Here is a 19,344-nt window from a genome sequence, read left to right on the forward strand (position 1 = left end):
TTGACGGCGCCCGCGGAACTCATCTAGCGTTGAGTTCATCAGGCGTTGAGTTCTCGCCACTCGGGAGGCCGACATGACCGACGCCGTCACCGTCACCGACCTCGTCGTCGACCGCGGGCGCCGCCGGGTGCTGCACGACCTGTCGTGCGCGGTCCCCGCCGGGCGGGTCACCGGCCTGCTGGGGCCCAGCGGCAGCGGGAAGACGACGCTCATGCGCGCGCTGGTCGGCGTGCAGAAGGTGCGCTCGGGCACGGTCACCGTGCTCGGCGAGCCCGCCGGCTCCCCCGGCCTGCGCCGACGGGTCGGGTACGTCACCCAGGCGCCGAGCGTCTACGCCGACCTCACCGTGCGGGAGAACGCCCGCCACTTCGCCGCCCTGTACGGCCGGGGCGCCCGCGCCGCCGACGACGCGCTGGCCGCCGTCGGCCTGACCGACGCCGCCGGGCAGCTGGTCGGCGACCTCTCCGGCGGCCAGCGCGGCCGGGCGTCCCTGGCCTGCGCGCTGGTGGGCGAGCCGGAACTGCTGGTCCTCGACGAGCCGACCGTCGGCCTGGACCCGGTGCTGCGCGTGGAGCTGTGGGACCGGTTCCACGCCCTCGCCGCGGCCGGCACCACCCTCGTCGTCTCCAGCCACGTCATGGACGAGGCCGGGCGCTGCGACCGGCTGCTGCTGCTCCGGGAGGGCCGGCTGCTGGCCGACTCCACCCCCGCGCGGCTGCGCGCCGACTCCGGCACCGACGACCTCGAGGAGTCCTTCCTCCGCCTCGTGCGGGCGCAGCAGCAGGAGGTGGCGGCGTGAGCGCCCCGGCCGCCGTCCTGAGCCCCCGGCTCACCGGCGCGATCACCACCCGGGTGCTGCGGCAGCTGCGGCACGACCACCGCACCATCGCGATGATGGTGCTGCTGCCCAGCCTGCTGCTGGGGCTGCTGTACCTGCTCTGGCGGGACGTGCCCACGCTGCCCGGTCAGCCCAGCGTCTTCGACCGGGTCGGGCTGACCATGCTCGGCGTCTTCCCCTTCGTGGTGATGTTCCTGGTCACCAGCATCGCGATGCTGCGCGAGCGGACCTCCGGCACGCTCGAGCGGCTGCTCACCACCCCGCTGTCCCGGCTGGACCTGCTGCTCGGCTACGGCGCCGCCTTCGGCCTGGCCGCCGCGGTGCAGGCGGTCGTCACGGTCACGGTGGCCACCACGCTCTACGACCTCGACATCGCCGGGTCGCCGTGGCTGGTGGTGCTCATCGCCGTCGCCAACGCCGTCCTCGGGGTGGCGCTGGGCCTGCTGGCCAGCGCCTTCGCCCGCAGCGAGTTCCAGGCCGTGCAGTTCATGCCGGTGATCGTGCTGCCGCAGTTCTTCCTCTGCGGGCTGCTGGTGGCCCGCGAGCAGATGGCCGGCTGGCTGCAGGCGATCAGCGACGTGCTGCCGCTGACCTACGCGGTGGAGGCGCTGCAGGAGGTCGGGCGGTCGGCCGCCGAGACGGGGACGATGTGGCGGGACGTCGGCATCGTGGCCGGCGCGGCGGTGCTCGCCCTCGCCCTGGCGGCGGCGACCCTGCGGAGGAGGACCAGCTGACGGCAGCACGGCGCTCGGGACGGCGCCCCGGCAACCCCGACACCCGGCAGGCGGTGCTGGCTGCGGCCCGCGCCGCCTTCGCCGAGCGCGGCTTCGACGCGACGTCGATCCGCGCGGTCGCCACGGCCGCCGGCGTGGACCCCGCCCTGGTGCACCACTACTTCGGCACCAAGGACAAGCTCTTCCTCGCCGCGATCGAGGCCCCGGCCGACCCCGAGGCCTTCCTCCCCGAGGTGCTCGCGGCCGGCCCGGAGCACCTCGGGGAGAACGTCGTCCGCATGCTGCTGCGGGTGTGGGACGGCCCCATGCGCCCCGCCGGCCTGGCGCTGGTCCGCTCCGCGGTCGGCAACGAGTGGACCGCGCGGCTGCTGCGCGAGTTCCTCGTCTCGCAGGTGCTGCGACGGGTGCTCGGCGCCCTCGACCTGCCGCCCGCCGAGGGCGAGGCCCGCGGCGCGCTGGTGGCCTCCCAGCTGGTCGGCGTGGTGATGACCCGCTACGTGCTCCGCGTCGAGCCGCTGGCCTCCGCGCCGGCCGAGGAACTGGTCGCGGCCGTCGGACCCACCCTGCAGCGCTACCTGACCGGGGACGTCGCCCTCCCGGGCCGGCGGGACGAGCAGGCGAGGCGGGACTAGCGCGCGACGCGGGCCAGCTGCCGGGCCTGGGCGACCAGCCGGCCGGTGGAGTCCCAGATCCGGCACTCCTCGTCCGACCAGCCGCCGGTGACCTCGGTGGACCGGGACTCGACGACGCACCAGCCCGGCGCCGGGAGCGCGCGCACCAGCACCTGCAGCTGCACGGTGGGCGCCCAACCGGGCTTCCCGACGGCGAAGGCGGTGGGCGGCAGCGCGTCGGCGAACAGCAGGAGCGCCAGCGGGTCGGGGTCGCGGCCGTCGGCCAGCCGGATCCAGGCGCGGAGCAACCGGCGGTCCGAGGGCCGGCCGGACACCCAGCCCGCCGTCGCCGGGTCCAGCCGGGTGTCCAGCTGCCGGGCCAGGCCCACGGCCGGCCCGCCCTCGGTGGTCCGGGTCGCCACGCACTCGCCGGGCGGAGGCAGCTCCGGCGCCGGGTTGACCGTGTAGTCCGCGGGGTCGGTGCCGAGGGTCGCCGTCGTCACCTGGACGGCGAGGGACGGCCCGCCCGCCCCGGCGAGCAGCACCGAGGAGTGCGCGAGCGTGCGCCCGGCCGGCCCGGCGGTGACCGCGAGGTCGGCCGGCCCGCCCGGCGTGGCGCGCAGGTAGCTCGCCGACAGCGCCACCGGGTGCGGGTGCGGGCTGTACAGCAGCGCCGCCCGCGCCACGACGGCGAGCAGGTAGCCGCCGTTGAGGACGCCGCTGCCGACGTCCCAGCCCGGGTCCAGCTCGGCCCGGACACCGCCGCCCTCGGTGCGGGTGACGGCGGTGGCCCGGTCGAAGGCGGACTGCACGGTGTCGGTCTGCGGCACGGCGGACAGGGTGCCAGGGTGGTCCCCCGTGGAGTACACGCACCTCGGGCGCAGCGGCCTGTCGGTCTCCCGGCTGTGCCTGGGCACCATGAACTTCGGCTGGAAGACCGAGGAGGCCGACGCCCACGCGATCATGGACCGCGCGCACGACGAGGGCGTGAACTTCTTCGACACGGCCAACGTCTACGGCTTCGACGCCGGCAAGGGCCGCACCGAGGAGGTGCTGGGCACCTGGTTCGCGCAGGGCGGCGGCCGCCGCGAGCGCACCGTCCTGGCCACCAAGGTCTACGGCTCGATGAGCGAGTGGCCCAACGACACGTTCCTGTCCGCGCGCAACCTCGTGCGCTCGGCCGACGAGTCGCTGCGCCGGATGCAGACGGACTGGATCGACCTCTACCAGTTCCACCACGTCGACCTCGAGACGCCGTGGGACGAGATCTGGCAGGCCTGCGAGACGCTCGTCGCCCAGGGCAAGGTGCTCTACGTCGGGTCGTCCAACCACGCCGCCTGGCAGCTCGCCGCCGCCAACGAGGCCGCCGCCCGCCGGCACTTCCTCGGGCTGGTCAGCGAGCAGTCGCACTACAACCTGCTCACCCGGCACGTGGAGCTCGAGGTGCTCCCCGCCGCGCGGCACTACGGCATCGGCGTCATCCCGTGGAGCCCGCTCGCCGGCGGCCTGCTCGCCGGCGCGCTGGGGCAGCCGGAGGGCACCCGCCGCACGGAGGACCGCCAGCAGCGGCGCATCGAGCGGCACCGCCCGGCCCTGCAGGCCTACGAGGACGCCTGCCGCGGGTGGGGGCTCGCCCCGGCCGACGTCGCGCTGGCCTGGTTGCTGCACCGGGACGGCGTCACCGCGCCGATCGTCGGCCCGCGCACGACGGACCAGTTCGCGGGGTCGCTGGCCGCGCTCGACGTGCGGCTGGAGCGGGCCCAGCTCGACCGCCTCGACGAGGTCTTCCCCGGCTTCCGGCCCGCTCCGATGGAGTACGCGTGGTGAGCCCGTCGACGCTCGGTGACCGCGTGGACCCCGAGCGCGGCGGCCCGCCGGACCGGTCCCCAGGACTGGGGGTGCACCGACCCCTCGCCCGGAGATGTCCCGCCCGCTGGTCCGGCCGTGACGCTCCCCGGGACGAGAGCGGCCGGCGGGGGGCACGCTCACCGACGGCGGGGGCGGATCGTGCGGGGTCTCGAGGGAGACGGGGGCGGCTGCCCGTTCAGCGGGTCACGTGACGCGGCCGCGGTCCGGCTCACCCGGCGCTCGGTGCTGGCGGGACTCGCGGCCCTGACCGCGTTGCCGGTCCTCGGCGGGACGGCACAGGCCGCACCGCGGCCGCCCGCGGCGCCGCCCCGCTCCCCCGCCCCACCGGCTCCGCGCCGGGCTCCCCGCGGCGCGCACGCCGTCGGCAACCCGCGGGGCAGCGACGTCGCGGTGCGCATCGGCCGCGACCGGGAGGCGCGGTTCGGGGTGATGTTCAAGCAGCTCCCGGCCTTCAGCCCGCCGGACGCGCTGCTGACCGCGCTGGCGGTGCGCATGACCGACGACCGTCCGCCGCTCGACGACGTGGCCGACAGCGACCCGGCGTCGGACAACCCGGGGATGCCGGCCGGCTACATCTACCTCGGCCAGTTCATCGACCACGACATGACGCTGGACCGCACGCCGCTGACCCTCCAGCAGCAGGACCCGCGGGGGACGGTCAACTACGACACCCCGCGCTTCGACCTGGGCAACGTCTACGGCCGGGGGCCGGCCGGCAGCCCCGAGCTCTACGACCCCGCCCGCCCGGGGTACCTGCTGTGCAACGACCACGACGGCGTCCGCGACCTGCCCCGCGACGAGGTGGGCGCCGCCTGGCTCGGCGACCCCCGCAACGACGAGAACCTCGTCGTGGCCCAGTTGCACGCGGTCTTCCTGCGCCTGCACAACCGGCTGCGCGACGAGGGGATGACCTTCGAGCAGGCCCGGCAGCAGGTCCGCTGGCACTACCAGTGGCTGATCGTCAACGACTACCTGCCGCGGATCGTCGGGCGCGACGTGGTCAGCCGGCTGCTCCGCCGCCGGGGCACCGGCCCGATCGAGTGCACGGCGCGCTTCTACCGGCCGCGCGACCGGCGCCGGCCGTACATGCCGGTCGAGTACTCCGGGGCGGCCTACCGGTTCGGGCACAGCATGATCCGGGCCGAGTACGAGGTGCACGACCGGCACACGGTGCCGGTCTTCGCGAACGAGGGCCACCAGGACCTGCGGGGCAACCGGCCGGTGCCCGCCGACCTGTGGATCGACTGGAACTACTTCTTCGAGATCCCGGGGATGACCACGCCCGACGACCGCAACCTGGCACGGCTGATCGACACCCGGCTGTCGCTGCCCCTGTCGACCCTGCCGCCGACCGTGGTCGCCCCGACGGCCGGGGCGATCACCTCCCTCGCCGAGCGGAACCTGCTCCGCGGCAAGCGGCTCGGCCTGCCCGCCGGCCAGGACGTCGCGGCCGCGATGGGGATCACCCCGCTGACCAACCAGCAGCTGGGCCTGACCGAGCCGGGCTGGCAGGGCAGGGCACCGCTGTGGTTCTACGTGCTCAAGGAGGCCGAGCTGCTCGGCGGCACCCGGTTGGGACCGGTCGGCGGCACGATCGTCGCCGAGGTGGTCCTGGGGCTGATGGCCTGCGACGGCACCTCCTACTTCAACGCCGCGCCGGACTTCGACCCCGGCCCGGGCTACGGGTTCGGCTCCTTCCTCCTGTGGGCCGACGCGATCGACCCGCGGGCGGTGGAGGCGCCCGAGGAGGAGACCCCGGAGGACGAGCTGCCGGAGGACGAGCTGCCGGAGGACGAGCTGCCGGAGGACGAACTGCCGGAGGACGAACTGCCGGAGGACGAACTGCCGGAGGACGAGGTCCCCGACGGCGGTGAGGAGCTCGAGCCGGGCGAGGAGGTCGACCCCGAGGCGGTCCTCCCGGTGCCCGGCGCCGTCACCTGACCGCGGGCCCGCTCCCGCGGCCGGCCCGGTCGGGAACGGGCCAGGTGCCCAGCACCTCGTGCCGCCCGCCGGTGCTGCGCACGAGGGTCACCTCCGCCAGGGCCCACTCCGGCCCGCGGTAGCCGGCCAGCCGGGCGGGCAGGTCGCCGTCGGCCGGGCGGCGGGGGTGCCAGCGGCCGAGGGTGAGGTGCGGGCGGAACGGCCGGTCCTCGACCGGCAGGCCCAGCCCGCGGGCGGCGCGGGCCAGCCGCCCGGCCAGGGTGGTGACGACGGCGACGTCGCCGTCCAGGCCCGCCCAGAACACCTGCGGCCGCCGCGCGGACCCGAACCGGCCGGCGCCGGCCAGCCGCAGCACCGCCGGGGGCGTGCCGGCGACCGCGGACCCGACCGCGGCGGTGAGCCGCTCCAGCAGGGCCGGCGGGACGGCGCCGAGGAACAGCAGGGTGAGGTGCCAGCGCGCGGGGTCGCCCCAGCGGGGCGCGCCGGGGGCCTCGCGCAGCGGCGCGACCGCCGCCGCGAGGGAGTCCCGGGCCGGCGGGGGCGGGGTCACCGCGACGAACAGCCGCAGCGGCGCCGGCGCGCTCAGCGCACCACCAGGCCGGCCCCCGCCAGCTCGGTCTCCACCCGCAGCCGCTCGACGTCGCGCGGGAAGCCGGGGGGCACGGCGCCCAGCTCGTGCCGGATGTCGAGCAGCAGGGCGGCCTCGGCGAGGACGTCGTCGTAGGCCGCCTGCAGGCCCCGGCGGCGGGCCTGGGGCACCCCGGCGGGGACGGCGTCGAGCTGGCGGCCCAGCCGCCGCAGGTCGGCGGCGACGGCCTGGACCGGCCGGGGCGCGGCCCGCACGGGCGCCGGCTGCTCGCGAGCCCTCCGGCGGGCGCGCAGGTCGCACAGGAACTGCCCGGTGAGCAGGCGGAAGGCGAAACCCATCAGGGCGAAGGCGCCGACGAGCATCGCGGTGATGCCGGCCAGCTGCAGCAGGGCGGAGGTCATCGTCACTCCGTGGGGACGGTGGCCGCGACGGTACGTGCGGACACCGCGCTCCGCCAGGGGGCCCGGTCAGGGACCCGCAGGCTCCCGCGCGCCGACGTGCAACCGCAGCCGCGGCGGCACGACGCGTGCCTCCAGCCGGACCCGCCGCCCCCGGGCCAGCCACAGCCCGGCGACGGCGCCGGCCGCGGCGACGACCAGCCCGCCCAGGATCAGCCCCCACGGCGCGCCGAGGTGCTCGGAGGCCCAGCCGATGAGCGGGGCGCCCAGCGGCGTGCCGCCCATGAAGCACGTGAAGTAGAGGGCCATCACCCGCCCGCGCATCTGCGGGTCGGCGCCCAGCTGCACGAAGCTGTTGTTGGCCACGCTGAACCCCAGGGCGGCCGCGCCCGTGGGCACCAGCAGGACGGCGAACGCCCAGAAGCCCGGCACCAGGCCGCAGGCCACGGTGAGCAGCCCGAACACGACCGACGCGGTGACCAGGAACCGCTGCCGCGGGCGGGCGCTGCGGCGGGTGGACAGGAACGCGCCGGTCAGCGAGCCGACGGCGAACGTCGTCGACAGCAGGCCGAACGCCTCGGCGCCGAGGTCGAACACCTCGCGGGCCATGAGCGCGATGGTGACCTGGAAGTTGAACCCGAAAGTGCCGATCACGAACGCCAGCGCCATCGCCAGCCGCAGGTCCGGGCGCGACCAGGTGTAGGCCAGCCCCGCCCGCAGCTGCCCGCGGGCCCGCGCGACCGGCTCGCTGCGGCGCAGCTCCCCGGCCCGCACGAGCAGCAACGCGCCGATGGTGAACGCGAAGCTGCCGGCGTTGACGAGGAACGCCGGCGCGGTGTCGCCGCCCGAGGCGCCGATGAGCAGCCCGGCCAGCGACGGGCCGACCAGCCGGGCGCCGTTGAAGATCGTCGAGTTGAGCCCGACCGCGTTGGCCAGCAGGTCGCCGCCGACCATCTCCGAGACGAACGCCTGGCGCACCGGGGCGTCGACCGCCGACACGCACCCCAGCGCGCCGGCCAGGACGAACACGTGCCAGAGCGCGACGGCGCCGGTGGCCACCAGCGTGCCGAGGCCCAGCGCGAGCAGGCCCATGAGCGCCTGGGTGACGACGAGGACGCGGCGCTTGTCGTAGCGGTCGGCCAGCACCCCGCCGTACAGGCTCAGCAGCAGCGTCGGGCCGAACTGCAGGGCGGTGATCAGGCCGAGCGCCACCCCGCTGTCGCCGGACAGCTGCAGCACCAGCCAGTCCTGGCCGATGCGCTGCATCCACGTGCCGGTCAGGCTGACCAGGTTCGCCGACGCGTAGAGCCGGAAGTTGTGCACCCGGAGGGACCGGAACGGGCTGCGTCCGCCGGCAGCCGGTCCCCCCGGGCTCGGTTCAGCAGGCGTCGACGTCACCCACCGGCGAGCTCCTCCATGATCTCCGCGGCCTCGCGCAGGGTCGCCCGCTGCTGCGGGGTGAGCCGCTGCAGCTGGCCCGACAGCCACGCCTCCCGGGCCCGGGCCTCCTCGGCCAGCAGCGTCTCGGCGGCCGGGGTCAGGTCGATGACCACCTGCCGGCCGTCGGTCGGGTGCGGCGTGCGGGTGACCAGGCCCATGCCCTCGAGCGCGACGACGACGCGGGTCATCGACGGCGGCTGCACCCGCTCGTGCGCGGCCAGCTCCCCCGGGCTCATCGCGCCGTGCCGCTGGAGCGTGGACAGCGCGGCGAGGTGGGTGAGGGTGACCGAGGTGTCGACCCGCTGGTTGCGCAGCCGGCGGGAGAAGCGCATGACCGCCAGCCGCAGGTCGTGGGCGAGCGCTGCGGTGTCCAGCGTCGACCGGGTCACGGGTCCAGACTACCGGTCGTTAGCGCCGCTCAGAACAGTTGCTGGAGTGGCTCCAGCGCGAAGTAGACGACGAACGCCAGCGCGATCACCCACATCAGCGGGTGCACCTCGCGGCGCCGGCCCACCGCCGTGCGCAGCAGGACGTAGCTGACCACGCCGGCGCCGATGCCGTTGGTGATCGAGTACGTGAACGGCATGAGCGCGATGGTGAGGAAGGCCGGGATGACCAGGGACATGTCGTCCCAGGTCAGCGTGCGGATCTGGCTGATCATCAGCGCGCCGACGATCACCAGCGCCGGGGCGGCGGCCTCCGAGGGCACGACCTGCACCAGCGGCGTGAAGAACATCGCCAGCAGGAACATCACGCCGGTGACGACGCTGGCCAGGCCGGTGCGGGCGCCGTCGGCCACGCCGGAGGCGCTCTCGATGTAGGTCGTGTTCGACGAGACGCTCGCCGCGCCGCCGGCCGCCGCGGCCACCGAGTCGACCAGCAGGACCGGCTGCGCGCCGGGCAGGTTGCGGTCCTCGTCCAGCAGGTCACCCTCCGCGCCGACGGCGGTGACCGTGCCGACGGTGTCGAAGAAGTCGGCGATCATGATCGAGAAGACGATGAGCAGCGCGGCGACGACGCCGATCCGCTCGAACCCGCCGAACAGCGAGAACTGCCCGACGATCGACAGGTCGGGGGCGCTGATGACGTCGGCGGGGAGGGTGGGCACCTGCAGCGCCCAGCCGCGCGCGTCGAGCTCCTGGCCGTCGGGACCGACGCGCGGCCCGATCTCCGCGACCGCCTCGACCACGATCGCCAGCACGGTCGAGACCACGATGCCGATCAACAGCGCGCCGCGGACCTTCCGCACCACCAGGACGGCGGTGAGCAGCAGCCCGACGACGAACACCAGCAGCGGCCACCCGGCGAGCTGGCCGCCCACGCCGAAGCTGATCAGCGGCGAGCCGGGGCGGATCACCCCGGCGTCGGCCAGGCCGATGATCGTGAGGAAGAAGCCGATGCCGACCGCGATCGCCGTCTTCAGCTGCGGCGGGATCGCCTCGAACACCGCCCGCCGGAAGCCGGTGAGCACGAGGACGGTGATCAGCAAGCCCTCGAGCACGACCAGGCCCATGACCTCCGGCCAGGCCAGCTGGGTGGCGGCGAAGACCGCGACGATCGCGTTGATGCCGAGGCCCGTGGCCAGCGCGAACGGGTACCGGCCGACGACGCCCATGACGACGGTGAGCGCCCCGGCGACCAGCGCGGTGACCGCGGCGACGGCCCCGAACGGCAGCGAGGCGCCCGTGACGTCGACCCCGGACAGGATGATCGGGTTGAGCACCACGATGTAGGCCATCGTGAAGAACGTGGTCAGCCCGCCGCGGACCTCGCGGCCGACCGTGCTGCGCCGCGCGCTGATGCCGAAGTAGCGGTCCAGCCCGTTGCGCGGCCGGACCTGCGGGCCGGCGCTGCGGCGCGGCCGGGGCGCCTCCACCGCGACGTCGGCCGGTGTGCCCCCCGTGGGGGTGTCGACGCGGGCTGCGCGGGCGCCGCGGGCGGGACGGGACTTCTCGGGCATGCGGGCTCCTGCGGACATGCGGCTGCCGGGCGGCGAGCCGCGACAGCGTGCCACACCGCACGCGCGCCTCCCCGCCGGTCTCCGGGGGACGACGCCTAGTGTCGGCCGTGTGTCCCGCCCCGCTGCACCCGGCCCCCTGAAGCAGGCCCCTCCCCCGCTGCGCGTCGACACCGCCCGCGTCGTCCTCGCCCTGACGGCGCTGTGGGCGCTCGCCCTCGTTGTCCTGCTGCTCCTCGGCGACCGGGTGGACCGCGTGTGGACGTGGACCTGCGTGGCCGGGATCGTGCTGGCCGGAGTGGGGCTGGCGGTCATGCGCTGGCAGGGCCAGCTGGGGCCCCGCCGTTGACGGGCACGGCCGCTAGTCGGTGAGGACGTCGAACTCCGCGGTGTCGTAGCGCGCCGACGTCACGACCTCGGCCGGCTCCCCGCCGACGAGGGTGGCCTGGCTGTGCGCCCCGCAGCCGTAGTCGACCGCGACGACGCGACCGTCGGCGGGCGCGTACTCGTTGCCGCAGGCGCCGAGCAGGGTCCGCAGCGACCCGGCGAGCGGGAGGAAGAAGCCGCAGGTGCCGCACGGGCCCGGGGCGTGGCGGGCCATCGGCGCGCGCGGGCCGAAGTCCCCGGCCAGCCAGCGGGCGGCCGCGGCGCTGCGCCCCTCGCGGGACATGACCCGCTCCCGGCCCAGGCCGATCTCGCTCGCCAGCGCCTGCGCCTCGGGGTCGGCCGCGGCGTCGTCCTCGGCCGTGTAGGAGGGCACCAGCCGCGGGTCGTCCTCGGTGGCCGGCAGGACGTCGCCCACCGACAGGTCGCCCGGGCGCAGCCGCTCGTGCCAGGGCACCCAGGCCGGCGCCAGCAGCGCGGCGTCGCCGGGCAGGAGCACGACCTCGTCGACGGTGGCCCCGTCCTCGCCCGGGACGTGGGCGAGGGTGACCGCCCAGTGCCAGCCGACGTAGCCGGGCAGCCGGCTGGCGAACGAGTGCGTGACCACCTCGCCGAGGACGTCGAGGGGAGCCGCGGCGTCCCCGGGCCGCTCCGGGGAGGCGCCCAGGTGCTCGCCGACCACCGCGGGGTCGCCGGCGGTCTCCTCGGCCGCGGCGCGGGCGAGGTCGACCGCGCCGGTCAGCACGTCGCTGGGGGCGGGATCGGGGGTCACGGCCCCCATGTTCCCAGACGGGGGTGCCGGCGACGCGCACGCGGGCAGCCCGCGTGATCACGCCCACCCCGGACTGCCAGGCAGGTGCGGCACCATGGGGACGTGCCGTCGTCGCGTCCGCCCGGGTCCCGCCGGGGCCCGCTGCGCCGGTCGCGAGCGGAGCCGGTCCCGCCCGAGCGCCTGGACACCACCCCGCTGGACCTGCCCCGCCCGGCAACGCAGCCGCAGGCCGCAGCACCCCCGCCCGGGCACGGCCCGCCGACCGCCCCGGCGCCGCCCGGCTACGGCCCCCCGCCGCAGGCGCTGCCGCCCGGCTACGCCCCCCCGCCGGTCCCGCCGCCCGCCGAGCCGCCGGCGGCGCCGCAGGCGCAGCCGCGGGTGACCGTCACCCGGGTCGCCGTCGCGCGCACCCGCGAGCTCACCGGCGCGGCCGTCGCCCGGGTGCGCGCCGCCAGCCGGGCCGACGGCGCCGCCGAGAGCGGCCTCACCCACCTGCTGTGGGTCAACGCCCTGCACATGGCCGGCGACGCGATGGTCGCCGTCTCGCTCGCCGGCACCCTGTTCTTCGCCGCGGCCGCCGACGCGCAGCGCGGCAACGTCGCGCTGTACCTGCTGGTCACGATGGCGCCGTTCGCGGTGGTCGCCCCGGTGGTCGGCCCGCTGCTGGACCGGCTGCAGCGCGGCCGCCGCTGGGCCCTCGGCGCGGCCTCGCTGGGCCGGGCGGCGCTGGCGCTGGTCATGGCCGCGCACCAGACCGACTGGCTGCTCTACCCCGCGGCGCTCGGCGTGCTGGTGCTGTCCAAGGCGCACAACGTGCTGCGCGCCGCCGTCGTCCCCCGGGTGCTGCCCGGGGCCATGTCGCTCACCTCGGCCAACGCCCGGCTGTCGGTGTTCGGCCTGGTCACCGCCGGCGTCTTCGGTGGCATCGGCGCGGGGCTCGCCTGGGCGTTCGGCTTCGAGCCGCTGCTGTGGGTGACCGCCGCGGTCTTCGCCGTCACCGCGGTGCTCGCCGTCCGGCTGCCCCGGCACGTCGACGTCCCCGCCGGCGAGCAGCCGGCCGACGTGCTCAGCACCGGCCCGGTGCCCGTCGCCGGCCGCCGGCGGCGCCCGGTCAACCCGCACGTGGTGCTCGCGCTGCGCGCCAACGCGGCGCTGCGCGGGCTCGGCGGCTTCCTGACGATCTTCTCCGCGTTCCTCGTGCAGGCCACCGTCGACGGCGGGTGGGAGGCCAGCCTCGCGCTGGGCGCCATCGCCGGCGCGGCCGGGGCGGGCAGCGTGCTCGGCACCGGCATCGGGTCGCGGCTGCACCACGCCGACCCCGACCGGGTGGTCGTCTGGTCGGCCGGCGTCGCCGCCGCGGTCACCGTGCTCGCCGCGGTGTTCTTCGGGCTGGCCACCGCGGCCGCCGTCGCCGGGGTCGCGGCGGTCGCCAACGCCCTCGGCAAGGTCGCCCTCGACGCGATCATCCAGCGCGAGGTGCCCGAGGGCCTGCGCGCCTCGGCGTTCGCCCGCTCCGAGACCGTCCTGCAGCTGGCCTGGGTCCTCGGCGGCGCGCTCGGCATCGCGCTGCCGCCGATCGGCTGGCTCGGCTTCACCGTGGCCGCGGCCCTGCTCGTGCTCGCCGTCGGGCTGGTGCTGTGGACACCGCGCCGCCGCCGGTGGGCGCCGGTCGACCCGAACGCCGCCACCGTCCCGGGCGCCGTCCCCGCCGCGCCCGACGCCCCGACCGTGCCGGAGGCACCCCGCCCGTGAGGACCCCCACCCGCCCCGCCGCAGTCCTGCTGGCCGGCGCGCTCCCCGCCGTGCTGACCGGGTGCGGCGGCTCGTCCGGCTCGTCGGACACCCCGCCCGAGGTCACGGTGACCGCCGGGCCGCAGGAGGTCACCGCCCGGCCGAGCCAGTACTGCGGGTCCGGCCAGGGGCAGCGCTACGACGTCTCGCCGCCGGTGGTCGAGGTCTCCCCCGACACCCCGATCGCGCTCACCGTGCCCGACGACGTCGCCGCGAACGGCTGGAGCGTGCAGGTGTTCGACGAGCGCCTCGAGGAGCGGCTCGGCGAGGTGGACGTCGACGCGGGCACGACCACGTTCGACGGGATCAACAGCTCCGACGTCGTCCCGCCGGCGTACTTCCTCGTCGTCGTCGAGGACGAGCACGACGACTGCCTGCTCACCGGCTCCTGGCCGATCGGCTTCCTGCGCGCCGGCGGGGACGTCGGCACGACGCCCACCACGACGCCCACCACGACTCCCACCACGACGCCCGCCGGCTGACGGTCAGGCCTCGAGGTCCCCGGCGACCGCCCGCAGCACCGCCGCGACCTTGCGCGACTCGGCGCGGTCGGGGTGCCGGCCGCGGCGCAGGGAGTTCGAGACGTCGTCGAGCAGCTTGATGAGGTCCTCGATGATCGGGACCAGCTCGTCGGGCTTCTTCCGCCGCGCCTCGGCCACCTTGGCCGCCACCGAGGGCAGCGGGTCGAGGACCCGCACCTGCAGCGCCTGGTCGCCCCGGCGGCCGGCGACGATGCCGAACTCCACCCGCTGGCCCGGCTTGAGCTCGGCGGTGCCCGTGGGGAGGGCGTCCTTGTGCACGAAGACGTCGGGCCCGTCCTCGCGCGAGAGGAAGCCGAAGCCCTTCTCGGGGTTGAACCACTTGACTCTGCCGGTGGGCACGTTGATCCCTCGGGTCGCTTCTGCTCGCGGGTGTCCCGGCGCGGGCCGGCGGACGGCGGCGCGGGCGCACCGCTCGCTGCCAGGTTAGCCGTCCCGCGCACCTAGATTGGCCGGGTGCCGCCCGCGTCCGAGTCCGCCGCGCACCCGGTTCCCCCGCACCCGGACTACCGGTTCACCCTCGCCAACGAGCGCACCCTGCTGGCCTGGCTGCGCACCGGGCTGGCGCTGGTCGCCGGCGGGGTGGCGGTGGCGGCGTACGTGCCCCGGCTGGGGGCGTCCTGGGGCGGCGGCGCGGTCGGCCTGGCGCTCGTGGCGACCGGGCTCGGCACCGCGCTGGCCGGCTACCGGCGGTGGCGGCGCAACGAGCGGGCGATCGCCACCGACGCCCCGCTGAGCGTCGGTCCCGAGGTCCCGGTGCTGGTCGCGCTGGTCACGGCGGTGGTGCTGCTGGTGGGTGTGCTGCTGGTCGTCGAGGTCGCCTGATGACCGCGCCGGAGACCCAGCCGCAGCGCACCGTCCTCTCCTGGCAGCGCACCGGGCTGGGCCTGCTCGGCGTCGCCGCGGTGCTCGGCTCGCACGCCGTGCTCGACGAGCGGGTGCTGCCCCTGGCCCTCGCGGCCGCGGTGGCGCTCACCGGCCTCGGCGTCCTCGGTGTCCTCGCGCGCCGGCGGGCCCGCGCGCTCGCCCGGACCCCCGGGCCGGCGCCGGCCGCGGCCGCGGTGGTCACCGTCGCCGTCGTCGCGACGGCGCTGGCGGCCGCCGCGACCCTGCTCAGCCGCTGACCACCTCGGGATCGACGACGCCGAGCCGGCCGAGCAGGTCGAGGAACACGACGGCGAAGTCGTTGCCGGCGACCTCCCGCCGGACGGACGGCCAGTCGACCTGCTCGCGCAGCGCCCGGGCCACCGGCAGGAGGCGCGCGAAGTCGCAGTAGTGCTCGTCGAGCGTCATCAGCTTGGTGACCAGGATGTCGGTGGCCGCGAGCACCGGCATGTGCACCGACAGCACGGAGAGGTCCTCGGCGCGGTCGATGAGGTCGGTCTCCACCGGTTTGCCGCAGGTGCGCCAGAGGACGTCGACGAACGAGTTGCCCTGCACGACCTTGGTCAGCCAGTCCTCGGCCGGGTCCTCCACCTGCAGGCCGGCGTCGGCGAGCACCTTGGCCGCCCGCTCGGCCTCGGCCGCGGGAACGAGGAAATCGGCGTCGTGGTCGGGCTCGGGGGCGCCGCGCACGAACGCGGCGTAGCCGCCGCACAGAGCGAAGGGCACCCCGCCCTCCTTGAGGGCCACGGCGGTGCGCTTGAGGAGGTCACGGATCTCGTCGCGGTCGGAGGGCAGCACGGGGTGCGTCTACCCGGCGCCCGGCCGGTCACGCACGGTTGAGTCCCGCCCGCGAGGGCACGGGAGTCCCGTGCGCATCGCGACCTTCAACATCCTGCACGGGCGCTCGCCCGAGGACGACCGGGTCGACGTCGACCGGCTGGCCTCGGCGGTCAAGACGCTGGACGCCGACGTCCTGGCGCTGCAGGAGGTCGACCGCGACCAGCCCCGCTCGATGAACGCCGACCTCACCGCGGTGGCCGCCGAGGCGATGGGCGCGGTCGACCAGCAGTTCGTGGCGGCGCTGTCGGGGACCCCCGGCGGCACGTGGATGGCGGCCACCGGCGACGAGCAGCCCGGTGCGGCCAGCTACGGCGTCGCGCTGCTGTCGCGCTACCCGGTGGTGTCCTGGCGGGTGGTGCGGATGCCGACGCTGCGCGGGCGGGTGCCGGTGTGGTTCCGTGGCGCGCGCCGGCCGCAGCTGGTCAGCGAGGAGCCGCGGGTCGCCGTCGCCGCCGTCATCGACGGGCCGACCGGGCAGTTCACCGTCACCTGCACGCACCTGTCGTTCGTGCCGTACTGGAACACCGTCCAGCTGCGCGGGCTGGTGCGGTCGCTGCGCGGGACGCGCGAGCCGCTGCTGGTCCTCGGCGACCTCAACATGGAGCCGCCCAAGGCCGCCCGGATCAGCGGGCTGCGGCCGCTGGCCGCGGGGCTGACCTTCCCCGCCGACGTCCCGGTCCGGCAGCTGGACCACGTGCTGGCCCGCGGGCCGGTGACCGCCACCGGCCCGGCCGAGGTGGTGCGGCTGCCGCTGTCGGACCACCGCGCGCTGGTGGTGCCGTGCGCGGTCGGGTGAGGCGGTTGGCGTCGTGACAGCGAGGGGTGTCACGATCAGCCCATGGCTGCGTCCGACGTCGGCACCCGCGCCTTCACCCTGGTCGCCTCGGCGGTGCGACTGGTCGCCTCGCTCGTGGCGGTGGTGATCGTGCTCCACGCGGTGTTCACCTTCTTCGAGGCGAACCCGGCGAACACGCTGGTCTCGGCCGCCGCGGACGTGCGCCGGGACCTCGGCTGGTTCACCGTCGACCTGTTCCGGCCGTCGGACCCGCGCACCGGCGAGACGGTCAACGCCGCGATCGCCGCGCTGGTCTGGGTCGTCGTCGGCAACCTGGTGTCCAAGCTGCTGGTGAGGCTCGCGCCCTAGGACCCCGTTCGATCGGCAGGTGGCCCCGTCCCGGGTCCCGTCCTGAGCCTGCGGAGGGTGGGGAGGACGGGGTCCTTCGTCTAGGCGTTCCGGACCGCGGCGGCCGCCTCCAGGCCCAGCTCCTCCACCGAGACCTCGCGCATCTCGACCTTGCGGACCTTGCCGGTCACCGTCATCGGGAAGCCCTCGACGACCTTGACGTAGCGAGGCACCTTGTAGTGCGCCAGCTTCCCGGCGCAGAACTCGCGCAGCGCCTCGGGCGTGAGCGGCTCGGCGCCCTCGCGCAGCCGGACCCAGGCCATGAGCTCCTCGCCGTACCGCTCGTCGGGGACGCCGATCACCTGCGCGTCGACGACGTCGGGGTGGGTGTAGAGGAACTCCTCGACCTCCCGCGGGTACACGTTCTCCCCGCCGCGGATGACCATGTCCTTGATCCGGCCGACGATGTTGAGGTAGCCGGCCTCGTCCATGACGGCGAGGTCGCCGGTGTGCATCCAGCGGGCGGCGTCGATGACCTCGGCGGTCTTCTCCGGCTCGTCCCAGTAGCCGAGCATCACCGAGTAGCCGCGGGTGCAGAACTCCCCCGGCGTCCCGCGCGGCACGGTGGTGCCGGTCTCGGCGTCGACGACCTTGACCTCGAGGTGCGGGTGCACCCGGCCGACGGTCGAGGTCCGGCGGTCGAGGTCGTCGTCGGCGCCGGTCTGGGTGGAGACCGGGGAGGTCTCGGTCATGCCGTAGCAGATGGTCACCTCGGTCATGCCCATCTCGGCGACCACCCGCTTCATCACCTCCACCGGGCACGGCGAGCCGGCCATGATCCCGGTGCGCAGGCTGGAGAGGTCGTAGGTGCCGAAGTCCGGCAGCGCCAGCTCGGCGATGAACATCGTCGGGACGCCGTACAGCGAGGTGCACCGCTCGTCCTGCACCGCCCGCAGCGTGGCCGCCGGGTCGAAGGCGGGCGCGGGGATGACCATCGTCGCGCCGTGGCTGGTGGCCCCGAGGTTGCCCATGCCCATGCCGAAGCAGTGGTAGTAGGGCACCGGGATGCAGATCCGGTCGGCCTCGGTGTAGCCGCAGCCCTCGCCCACGAAGAACCCGTTGTTGAGCAGGTTGTGGTGGGACAGCGTGGCGCCCTTGGGGAAGCCGGTGGTCCCCGACGTGTACTGGATGTTGATCGGGTCGTCGGGCGAGAGCTCGGCGGCGCGCTCGCTCAGCAGTGCGCGGTCGGCGGCGCGGCCGGTGGCCAGCAGCCGCTCCCACTCCGGGTCGCCGAGGAAGACGACCTCGCGCAGGTCGGGGCAGTCGTCGCGGACCTCGGCCACCATGGCCCGGTAGTCGCTGGTCTTGAACTCCGGCGCGGCGACCAGCACGGAGATGCCGGCCTGGCGCAGCACGTAGGCCAGCTCGTGCGTGCGGTACGCCGGGTTGATGTTGACCAGGATCGCGCCGAGCTTGGCGGTGCCGTACTGGACGAACACCCACTCGGCGCAGTTGGGCGCCCAGATGCCGACCCGGTCGCCCTTCTGCACGCCGAGGGCGTCGAGGCCGAGGGCGCAGGCGTCGACGTCGGCGACCAGCTGCGGGTACGTCCAGCGCCGGCCGGTGGCGCACTCGACGAGCGCCTCGTGGTCGCCCACCCGCGCTGCCGTCCGGTCGAGGTCCGCACCGATCGTGTCCCCGAGGAGGGGGACGGTGGAGGTGCCGCTGGCGTAGGACGGCAGCGCGGGGGTGGTCACGGCCGCCGGTTCTCGGGCAGCTGGACCCCGGCCCGGTTGGGCTTGTCGGTGGGGTGGGCGTAGCGGATGCGGTCCGGCGGGAGCGGGAAGCTGTGGTCCTCGCCGAACGGCGACAGCGGGCCGGCCATCTCCCCGAGGAACTCGGTGACCGGCGGGCCGGCGTTCTCCGACTGGCCCCAGGTCGGCTCCACCAGGTGGGCGTGCTTCTCGTTGCGCTTGGCCATCTCGCCTCCGTGTCCGGTGCGCTCCCTCGGGGGGCGCACGTGCGGCGTCATTCTCGCGTGTCCCTGGTCCTACCCGCAGCAGCCCGGTCCGCGTCACCCCCGATCGCGGGGAGCGCGGCGGGCGGACCGGGCGCCGTAGAGGGTGGGCAGCCCCTCGGCGGTGAGCACCCACTGCCCCGGGCCGACCGGCGCGAGCCGGACCTCGCCGCCGTCGAGCCCCTGCACCTGGCGGGTGCGCCAGACCGAGGTGCTCGCCAGCGTCAGCCGCACCGGCTCGTGGGTGGGGTCCCACTCGTCGTAGCCCTCGGGCTCGAAGGCCACGATCGCCGGCCCGGCGATCCGCAGCAGCCCGCGCTGCCAGGCGACGGCGGCCAGCGCCCGCCGCCAGCGCAGGGCGCGGGCCATCGCGCCCAGGCCCGCGCCGGCGGCGACCAGGCCGACGACGACCAGGGCGACGACGACCGTCCCGGCCAGCGGCACCGGGCGGCCGCGGTCCTCCGCGACGGCGACGACGACCGCGCCGAGCAGCACGGCCAGGACGACGGCGATCAGCCCGCCCACCAGCCAGCGCAGCGCGCCGGCCCGGTAGCCCTCCAGGGCGGTCCGGGTATGCGGGTCGTCGGCGGCCGGCTGCACGGCGTCCATGCTGGCA

At 75.8% G+C, this 19,344-nt stretch carries 24 protein-coding genes; 12 read left to right on the plus strand and 12 right to left on the minus strand.

The window, feature by feature from the left end; all coding sequences use genetic code 11:
- The first annotated feature begins 73 nt into the window (after positions 1–73).
- Genes ACI796_RS13860 through ACI796_RS13870 form a run of 3 tightly spaced genes read left to right on the plus strand, consistent with a single transcriptional unit; the run spans position 74 to position 2,204 of the window.
- Positions 74–799, plus strand: a complete 726-nt coding sequence (locus ACI796_RS13860) for an ABC transporter ATP-binding protein (protein WP_456941811.1) — start codon at positions 74–76, stop codon at positions 797–799.
- Positions 796–1,572, plus strand: a complete 777-nt coding sequence (locus ACI796_RS13865) for an ABC transporter permease (protein WP_456941812.1) — start codon at positions 796–798, stop codon at positions 1,570–1,572. Before ACI796_RS13860 ends, ACI796_RS13865 begins: the two co-directional genes overlap by 4 nt.
- 53 nt (positions 1,573–1,625) lie before the next feature.
- Positions 1,626–2,204 (plus strand): TetR/AcrR family transcriptional regulator, encoded by a 579-nt coding sequence (locus tag ACI796_RS13870; RefSeq protein ID WP_456941813.1) that lies wholly within the window; start codon positions 1,626–1,628, stop codon positions 2,202–2,204.
- On the opposite strand, the gene ACI796_RS13875 is transcribed toward ACI796_RS13870, so the two are convergent.
- Positions 2,201–3,013: a thioesterase family protein gene (locus ACI796_RS13875; RefSeq protein WP_456941814.1), complete on the minus strand. Its 813-nt coding sequence runs from the start codon at positions 3,011–3,013 to the stop codon at positions 2,201–2,203. The two genes, ACI796_RS13870 and ACI796_RS13875, sit on opposite strands and share 4 nt — an antisense overlap.
- Positions 3,014–3,041: 28 nt before the next feature.
- Between ACI796_RS13875 and ACI796_RS13880 the strand changes: the two genes are divergently transcribed.
- Together ACI796_RS13880 and ACI796_RS13885 are read left to right on the plus strand one after the other, a co-directional pair.
- Positions 3,042–4,010 (plus strand): aldo/keto reductase, encoded by a 969-nt coding sequence (locus ACI796_RS13880; RefSeq protein WP_456941815.1) that lies wholly within the window; start codon positions 3,042–3,044, stop codon positions 4,008–4,010.
- A 264-nt stretch (positions 4,011–4,274) separates the two neighbouring features.
- Positions 4,275–5,993, plus strand: a complete 1,719-nt coding sequence (locus ACI796_RS13885) for a peroxidase family protein (RefSeq protein WP_456941816.1) — start codon at positions 4,275–4,277, stop codon at positions 5,991–5,993.
- Here ACI796_RS13885 and thpR read toward each other — a convergent pair.
- The 5 genes from thpR to ACI796_RS13910 all read right to left on the minus strand — a co-directional run bounded on the left by thpR (position 5,986) and on the right by ACI796_RS13910 (position 10,380).
- Positions 5,986–6,579 (minus strand): RNA 2',3'-cyclic phosphodiesterase, encoded by a 594-nt coding sequence (gene thpR, locus ACI796_RS13890; RefSeq protein WP_456941844.1) that lies wholly within the window; start codon positions 6,577–6,579, stop codon positions 5,986–5,988. The genes ACI796_RS13885 and thpR overlap by 8 nt on opposite strands.
- Positions 6,576–6,983, minus strand: a complete 408-nt coding sequence (locus ACI796_RS13895; protein ID WP_456941817.1) for a hypothetical protein — start codon at positions 6,981–6,983, stop codon at positions 6,576–6,578. Before ACI796_RS13895 ends, thpR begins: the two co-directional genes overlap by 4 nt.
- 66 nt (positions 6,984–7,049) lie before the next feature.
- The gene (locus tag ACI796_RS13900) at positions 7,050–8,378 is read right to left on the minus strand and encodes an MFS transporter (RefSeq protein ID WP_456941818.1); all 1,329 of its coding nucleotides are present in this window, start codon (positions 8,376–8,378) and stop codon (positions 7,050–7,052) included.
- Entirely contained in the window at positions 8,375–8,809 is a 435-nt protein-coding gene (locus tag ACI796_RS13905) for a MarR family winged helix-turn-helix transcriptional regulator (protein ID WP_456941819.1), read from the minus strand. Before ACI796_RS13905 ends, ACI796_RS13900 begins: the two co-directional genes overlap by 4 nt.
- A 29-nt stretch (positions 8,810–8,838) precedes the next feature.
- Positions 8,839–10,380 (minus strand): NCS2 family permease, encoded by a 1,542-nt coding sequence (locus tag ACI796_RS13910; RefSeq protein ID WP_456941820.1) that lies wholly within the window; start codon positions 10,378–10,380, stop codon positions 8,839–8,841.
- A gap of 109 nt (positions 10,381–10,489) precedes the next feature.
- On the opposite strand from ACI796_RS13910, the gene ACI796_RS13915 reads away from it, so the two are divergent.
- Positions 10,490–10,726 (plus strand): DUF2530 domain-containing protein, encoded by a 237-nt coding sequence (locus tag ACI796_RS13915; RefSeq protein ID WP_456941821.1) that lies wholly within the window; start codon positions 10,490–10,492, stop codon positions 10,724–10,726.
- Between the two features lie 12 nt (positions 10,727–10,738).
- Here ACI796_RS13915 and ACI796_RS13920 read toward each other — a convergent pair whose 3' ends face one another.
- The gene (locus ACI796_RS13920) at positions 10,739–11,542 is read right to left on the minus strand and encodes a DUF3027 domain-containing protein (RefSeq protein ID WP_456941822.1); all 804 of its coding nucleotides are present in this window, start codon (positions 11,540–11,542) and stop codon (positions 10,739–10,741) included.
- 93 nt (positions 11,543–11,635) lie between these two features.
- On the opposite strand from ACI796_RS13920, the gene ACI796_RS13925 reads away from it, so the two are divergent.
- Both ACI796_RS13925 and ACI796_RS13930 read left to right on the plus strand, forming a co-directional pair.
- Positions 11,636–13,285, plus strand: coding sequence for an MFS transporter (locus ACI796_RS13925; protein ID WP_456941823.1), 1,650 nt, complete (start codon positions 11,636–11,638; stop codon positions 13,283–13,285).
- Entirely contained in the window at positions 13,282–13,806 is a 525-nt protein-coding gene (locus ACI796_RS13930; RefSeq protein ID WP_456941824.1) for a DUF2771 family protein, read from the plus strand. Before ACI796_RS13925 ends, ACI796_RS13930 begins: the two co-directional genes overlap by 4 nt.
- 3 nt (positions 13,807–13,809) lie before the next feature.
- Here ACI796_RS13930 and ACI796_RS13935 read toward each other — a convergent pair whose 3' ends face one another.
- Complete coding sequence (locus tag ACI796_RS13935; protein WP_456901690.1) at positions 13,810–14,205, minus strand: cold-shock protein; 396 nt, start codon at positions 14,203–14,205, stop codon at positions 13,810–13,812.
- 114 nt (positions 14,206–14,319) lie between these two features.
- Between ACI796_RS13935 and ACI796_RS13940 the strand changes: the two genes are divergently transcribed.
- Both ACI796_RS13940 and ACI796_RS13945 read left to right on the plus strand, forming a co-directional pair.
- Positions 14,320–14,688 (plus strand): YidH family protein, encoded by a 369-nt coding sequence (locus ACI796_RS13940; RefSeq protein WP_456941825.1) that lies wholly within the window; start codon positions 14,320–14,322, stop codon positions 14,686–14,688.
- Positions 14,688–14,987, plus strand: coding sequence for a DUF202 domain-containing protein (locus tag ACI796_RS13945; RefSeq protein ID WP_456941826.1), 300 nt, complete (start codon positions 14,688–14,690; stop codon positions 14,985–14,987). Before ACI796_RS13940 ends, ACI796_RS13945 begins: the two co-directional genes overlap by 1 nt.
- On the opposite strand, the gene ACI796_RS13950 is transcribed toward ACI796_RS13945, so the two are convergent.
- Positions 14,977–15,546, minus strand: coding sequence for a nucleotidyltransferase family protein (locus tag ACI796_RS13950; protein ID WP_456941827.1), 570 nt, complete (start codon positions 15,544–15,546; stop codon positions 14,977–14,979). The genes ACI796_RS13945 and ACI796_RS13950 overlap by 11 nt on opposite strands.
- A gap of 70 nt (positions 15,547–15,616) precedes the next feature.
- On the opposite strand from ACI796_RS13950, the gene ACI796_RS13955 reads away from it, so the two are divergent.
- Together ACI796_RS13955 and ACI796_RS13960 are read left to right on the plus strand one after the other, a co-directional pair.
- Positions 15,617–16,384: an endonuclease/exonuclease/phosphatase family protein gene (locus ACI796_RS13955; protein WP_456941828.1), complete on the plus strand. Its 768-nt coding sequence runs from the start codon at positions 15,617–15,619 to the stop codon at positions 16,382–16,384.
- A 42-nt stretch (positions 16,385–16,426) separates the two neighbouring features.
- On the plus strand, positions 16,427–16,732 hold the full coding sequence (locus tag ACI796_RS13960; protein WP_456941829.1) for a hypothetical protein: 306 nt from the start codon (positions 16,427–16,429) through the stop codon (positions 16,730–16,732).
- An 80-nt stretch (positions 16,733–16,812) separates the two neighbouring features.
- Here ACI796_RS13960 and ACI796_RS13965 read toward each other — a convergent pair whose 3' ends face one another.
- From ACI796_RS13965 to ACI796_RS13975, 3 genes are all read right to left on the minus strand, one after another.
- Positions 16,813–18,468, minus strand: a complete 1,656-nt coding sequence (locus ACI796_RS13965) for an AMP-binding protein (protein WP_456941830.1) — start codon at positions 18,466–18,468, stop codon at positions 16,813–16,815.
- A complete protein-coding gene (locus tag ACI796_RS13970; protein ID WP_387988018.1) occupies positions 18,465–18,692 on the minus strand; it encodes a hypothetical protein in 228 nt (75 codons plus the stop codon). Before ACI796_RS13970 ends, ACI796_RS13965 begins: the two co-directional genes overlap by 4 nt.
- Positions 18,693–18,785: 93 nt before the next feature.
- Positions 18,786–19,337, minus strand: coding sequence for a hypothetical protein (locus ACI796_RS13975; RefSeq protein ID WP_456941831.1), 552 nt, complete (start codon positions 19,335–19,337; stop codon positions 18,786–18,788).
- Positions 19,338–19,344: the final 7 nt, after the last annotated feature.

The organism is Geodermatophilus sp. SYSU D00525, from assembly GCF_054050475.1.

Excerpts from the sequence above, each read along its gene's own strand:
- ACI796_RS13860 (WP_456941811.1), top strand. The coding sequence starts at position 74 with ATGACCGACGCCGTCACCGTCACCGACCTCGTCGTCGACCGCGGGCGC.
- ACI796_RS13895 (WP_456941817.1), bottom strand. The coding sequence starts at position 6,983 with ATGACCTCCGCCCTGCTGCAGCTGGCCGGCATCACCGCGATGCTCGTC.
- ACI796_RS13910 (WP_456941820.1), bottom strand. The coding sequence starts at position 10,380 with ATGCCCGAGAAGTCCCGTCCCGCCCGCGGCGCCCGCGCAGCCCGCGTC.
- ACI796_RS13920 (WP_456941822.1), bottom strand. The coding sequence starts at position 11,542 with ATGGGGGCCGTGACCCCCGATCCCGCCCCCAGCGACGTGCTGACCGGC.
- ACI796_RS13945 (WP_456941826.1), top strand. The coding sequence starts at position 14,688 with ATGACCGCGCCGGAGACCCAGCCGCAGCGCACCGTCCTCTCCTGGCAG.
- ACI796_RS13960 (WP_456941829.1), top strand. The coding sequence starts at position 16,427 with ATGGCTGCGTCCGACGTCGGCACCCGCGCCTTCACCCTGGTCGCCTCG.
- ACI796_RS13970 (WP_387988018.1), bottom strand. The coding sequence starts at position 18,692 with ATGGCCAAGCGCAACGAGAAGCACGCCCACCTGGTGGAGCCGACCTGG.
- ACI796_RS13975 (WP_456941831.1), bottom strand. The coding sequence starts at position 19,337 with ATGGACGCCGTGCAGCCGGCCGCCGACGACCCGCATACCCGGACCGCC.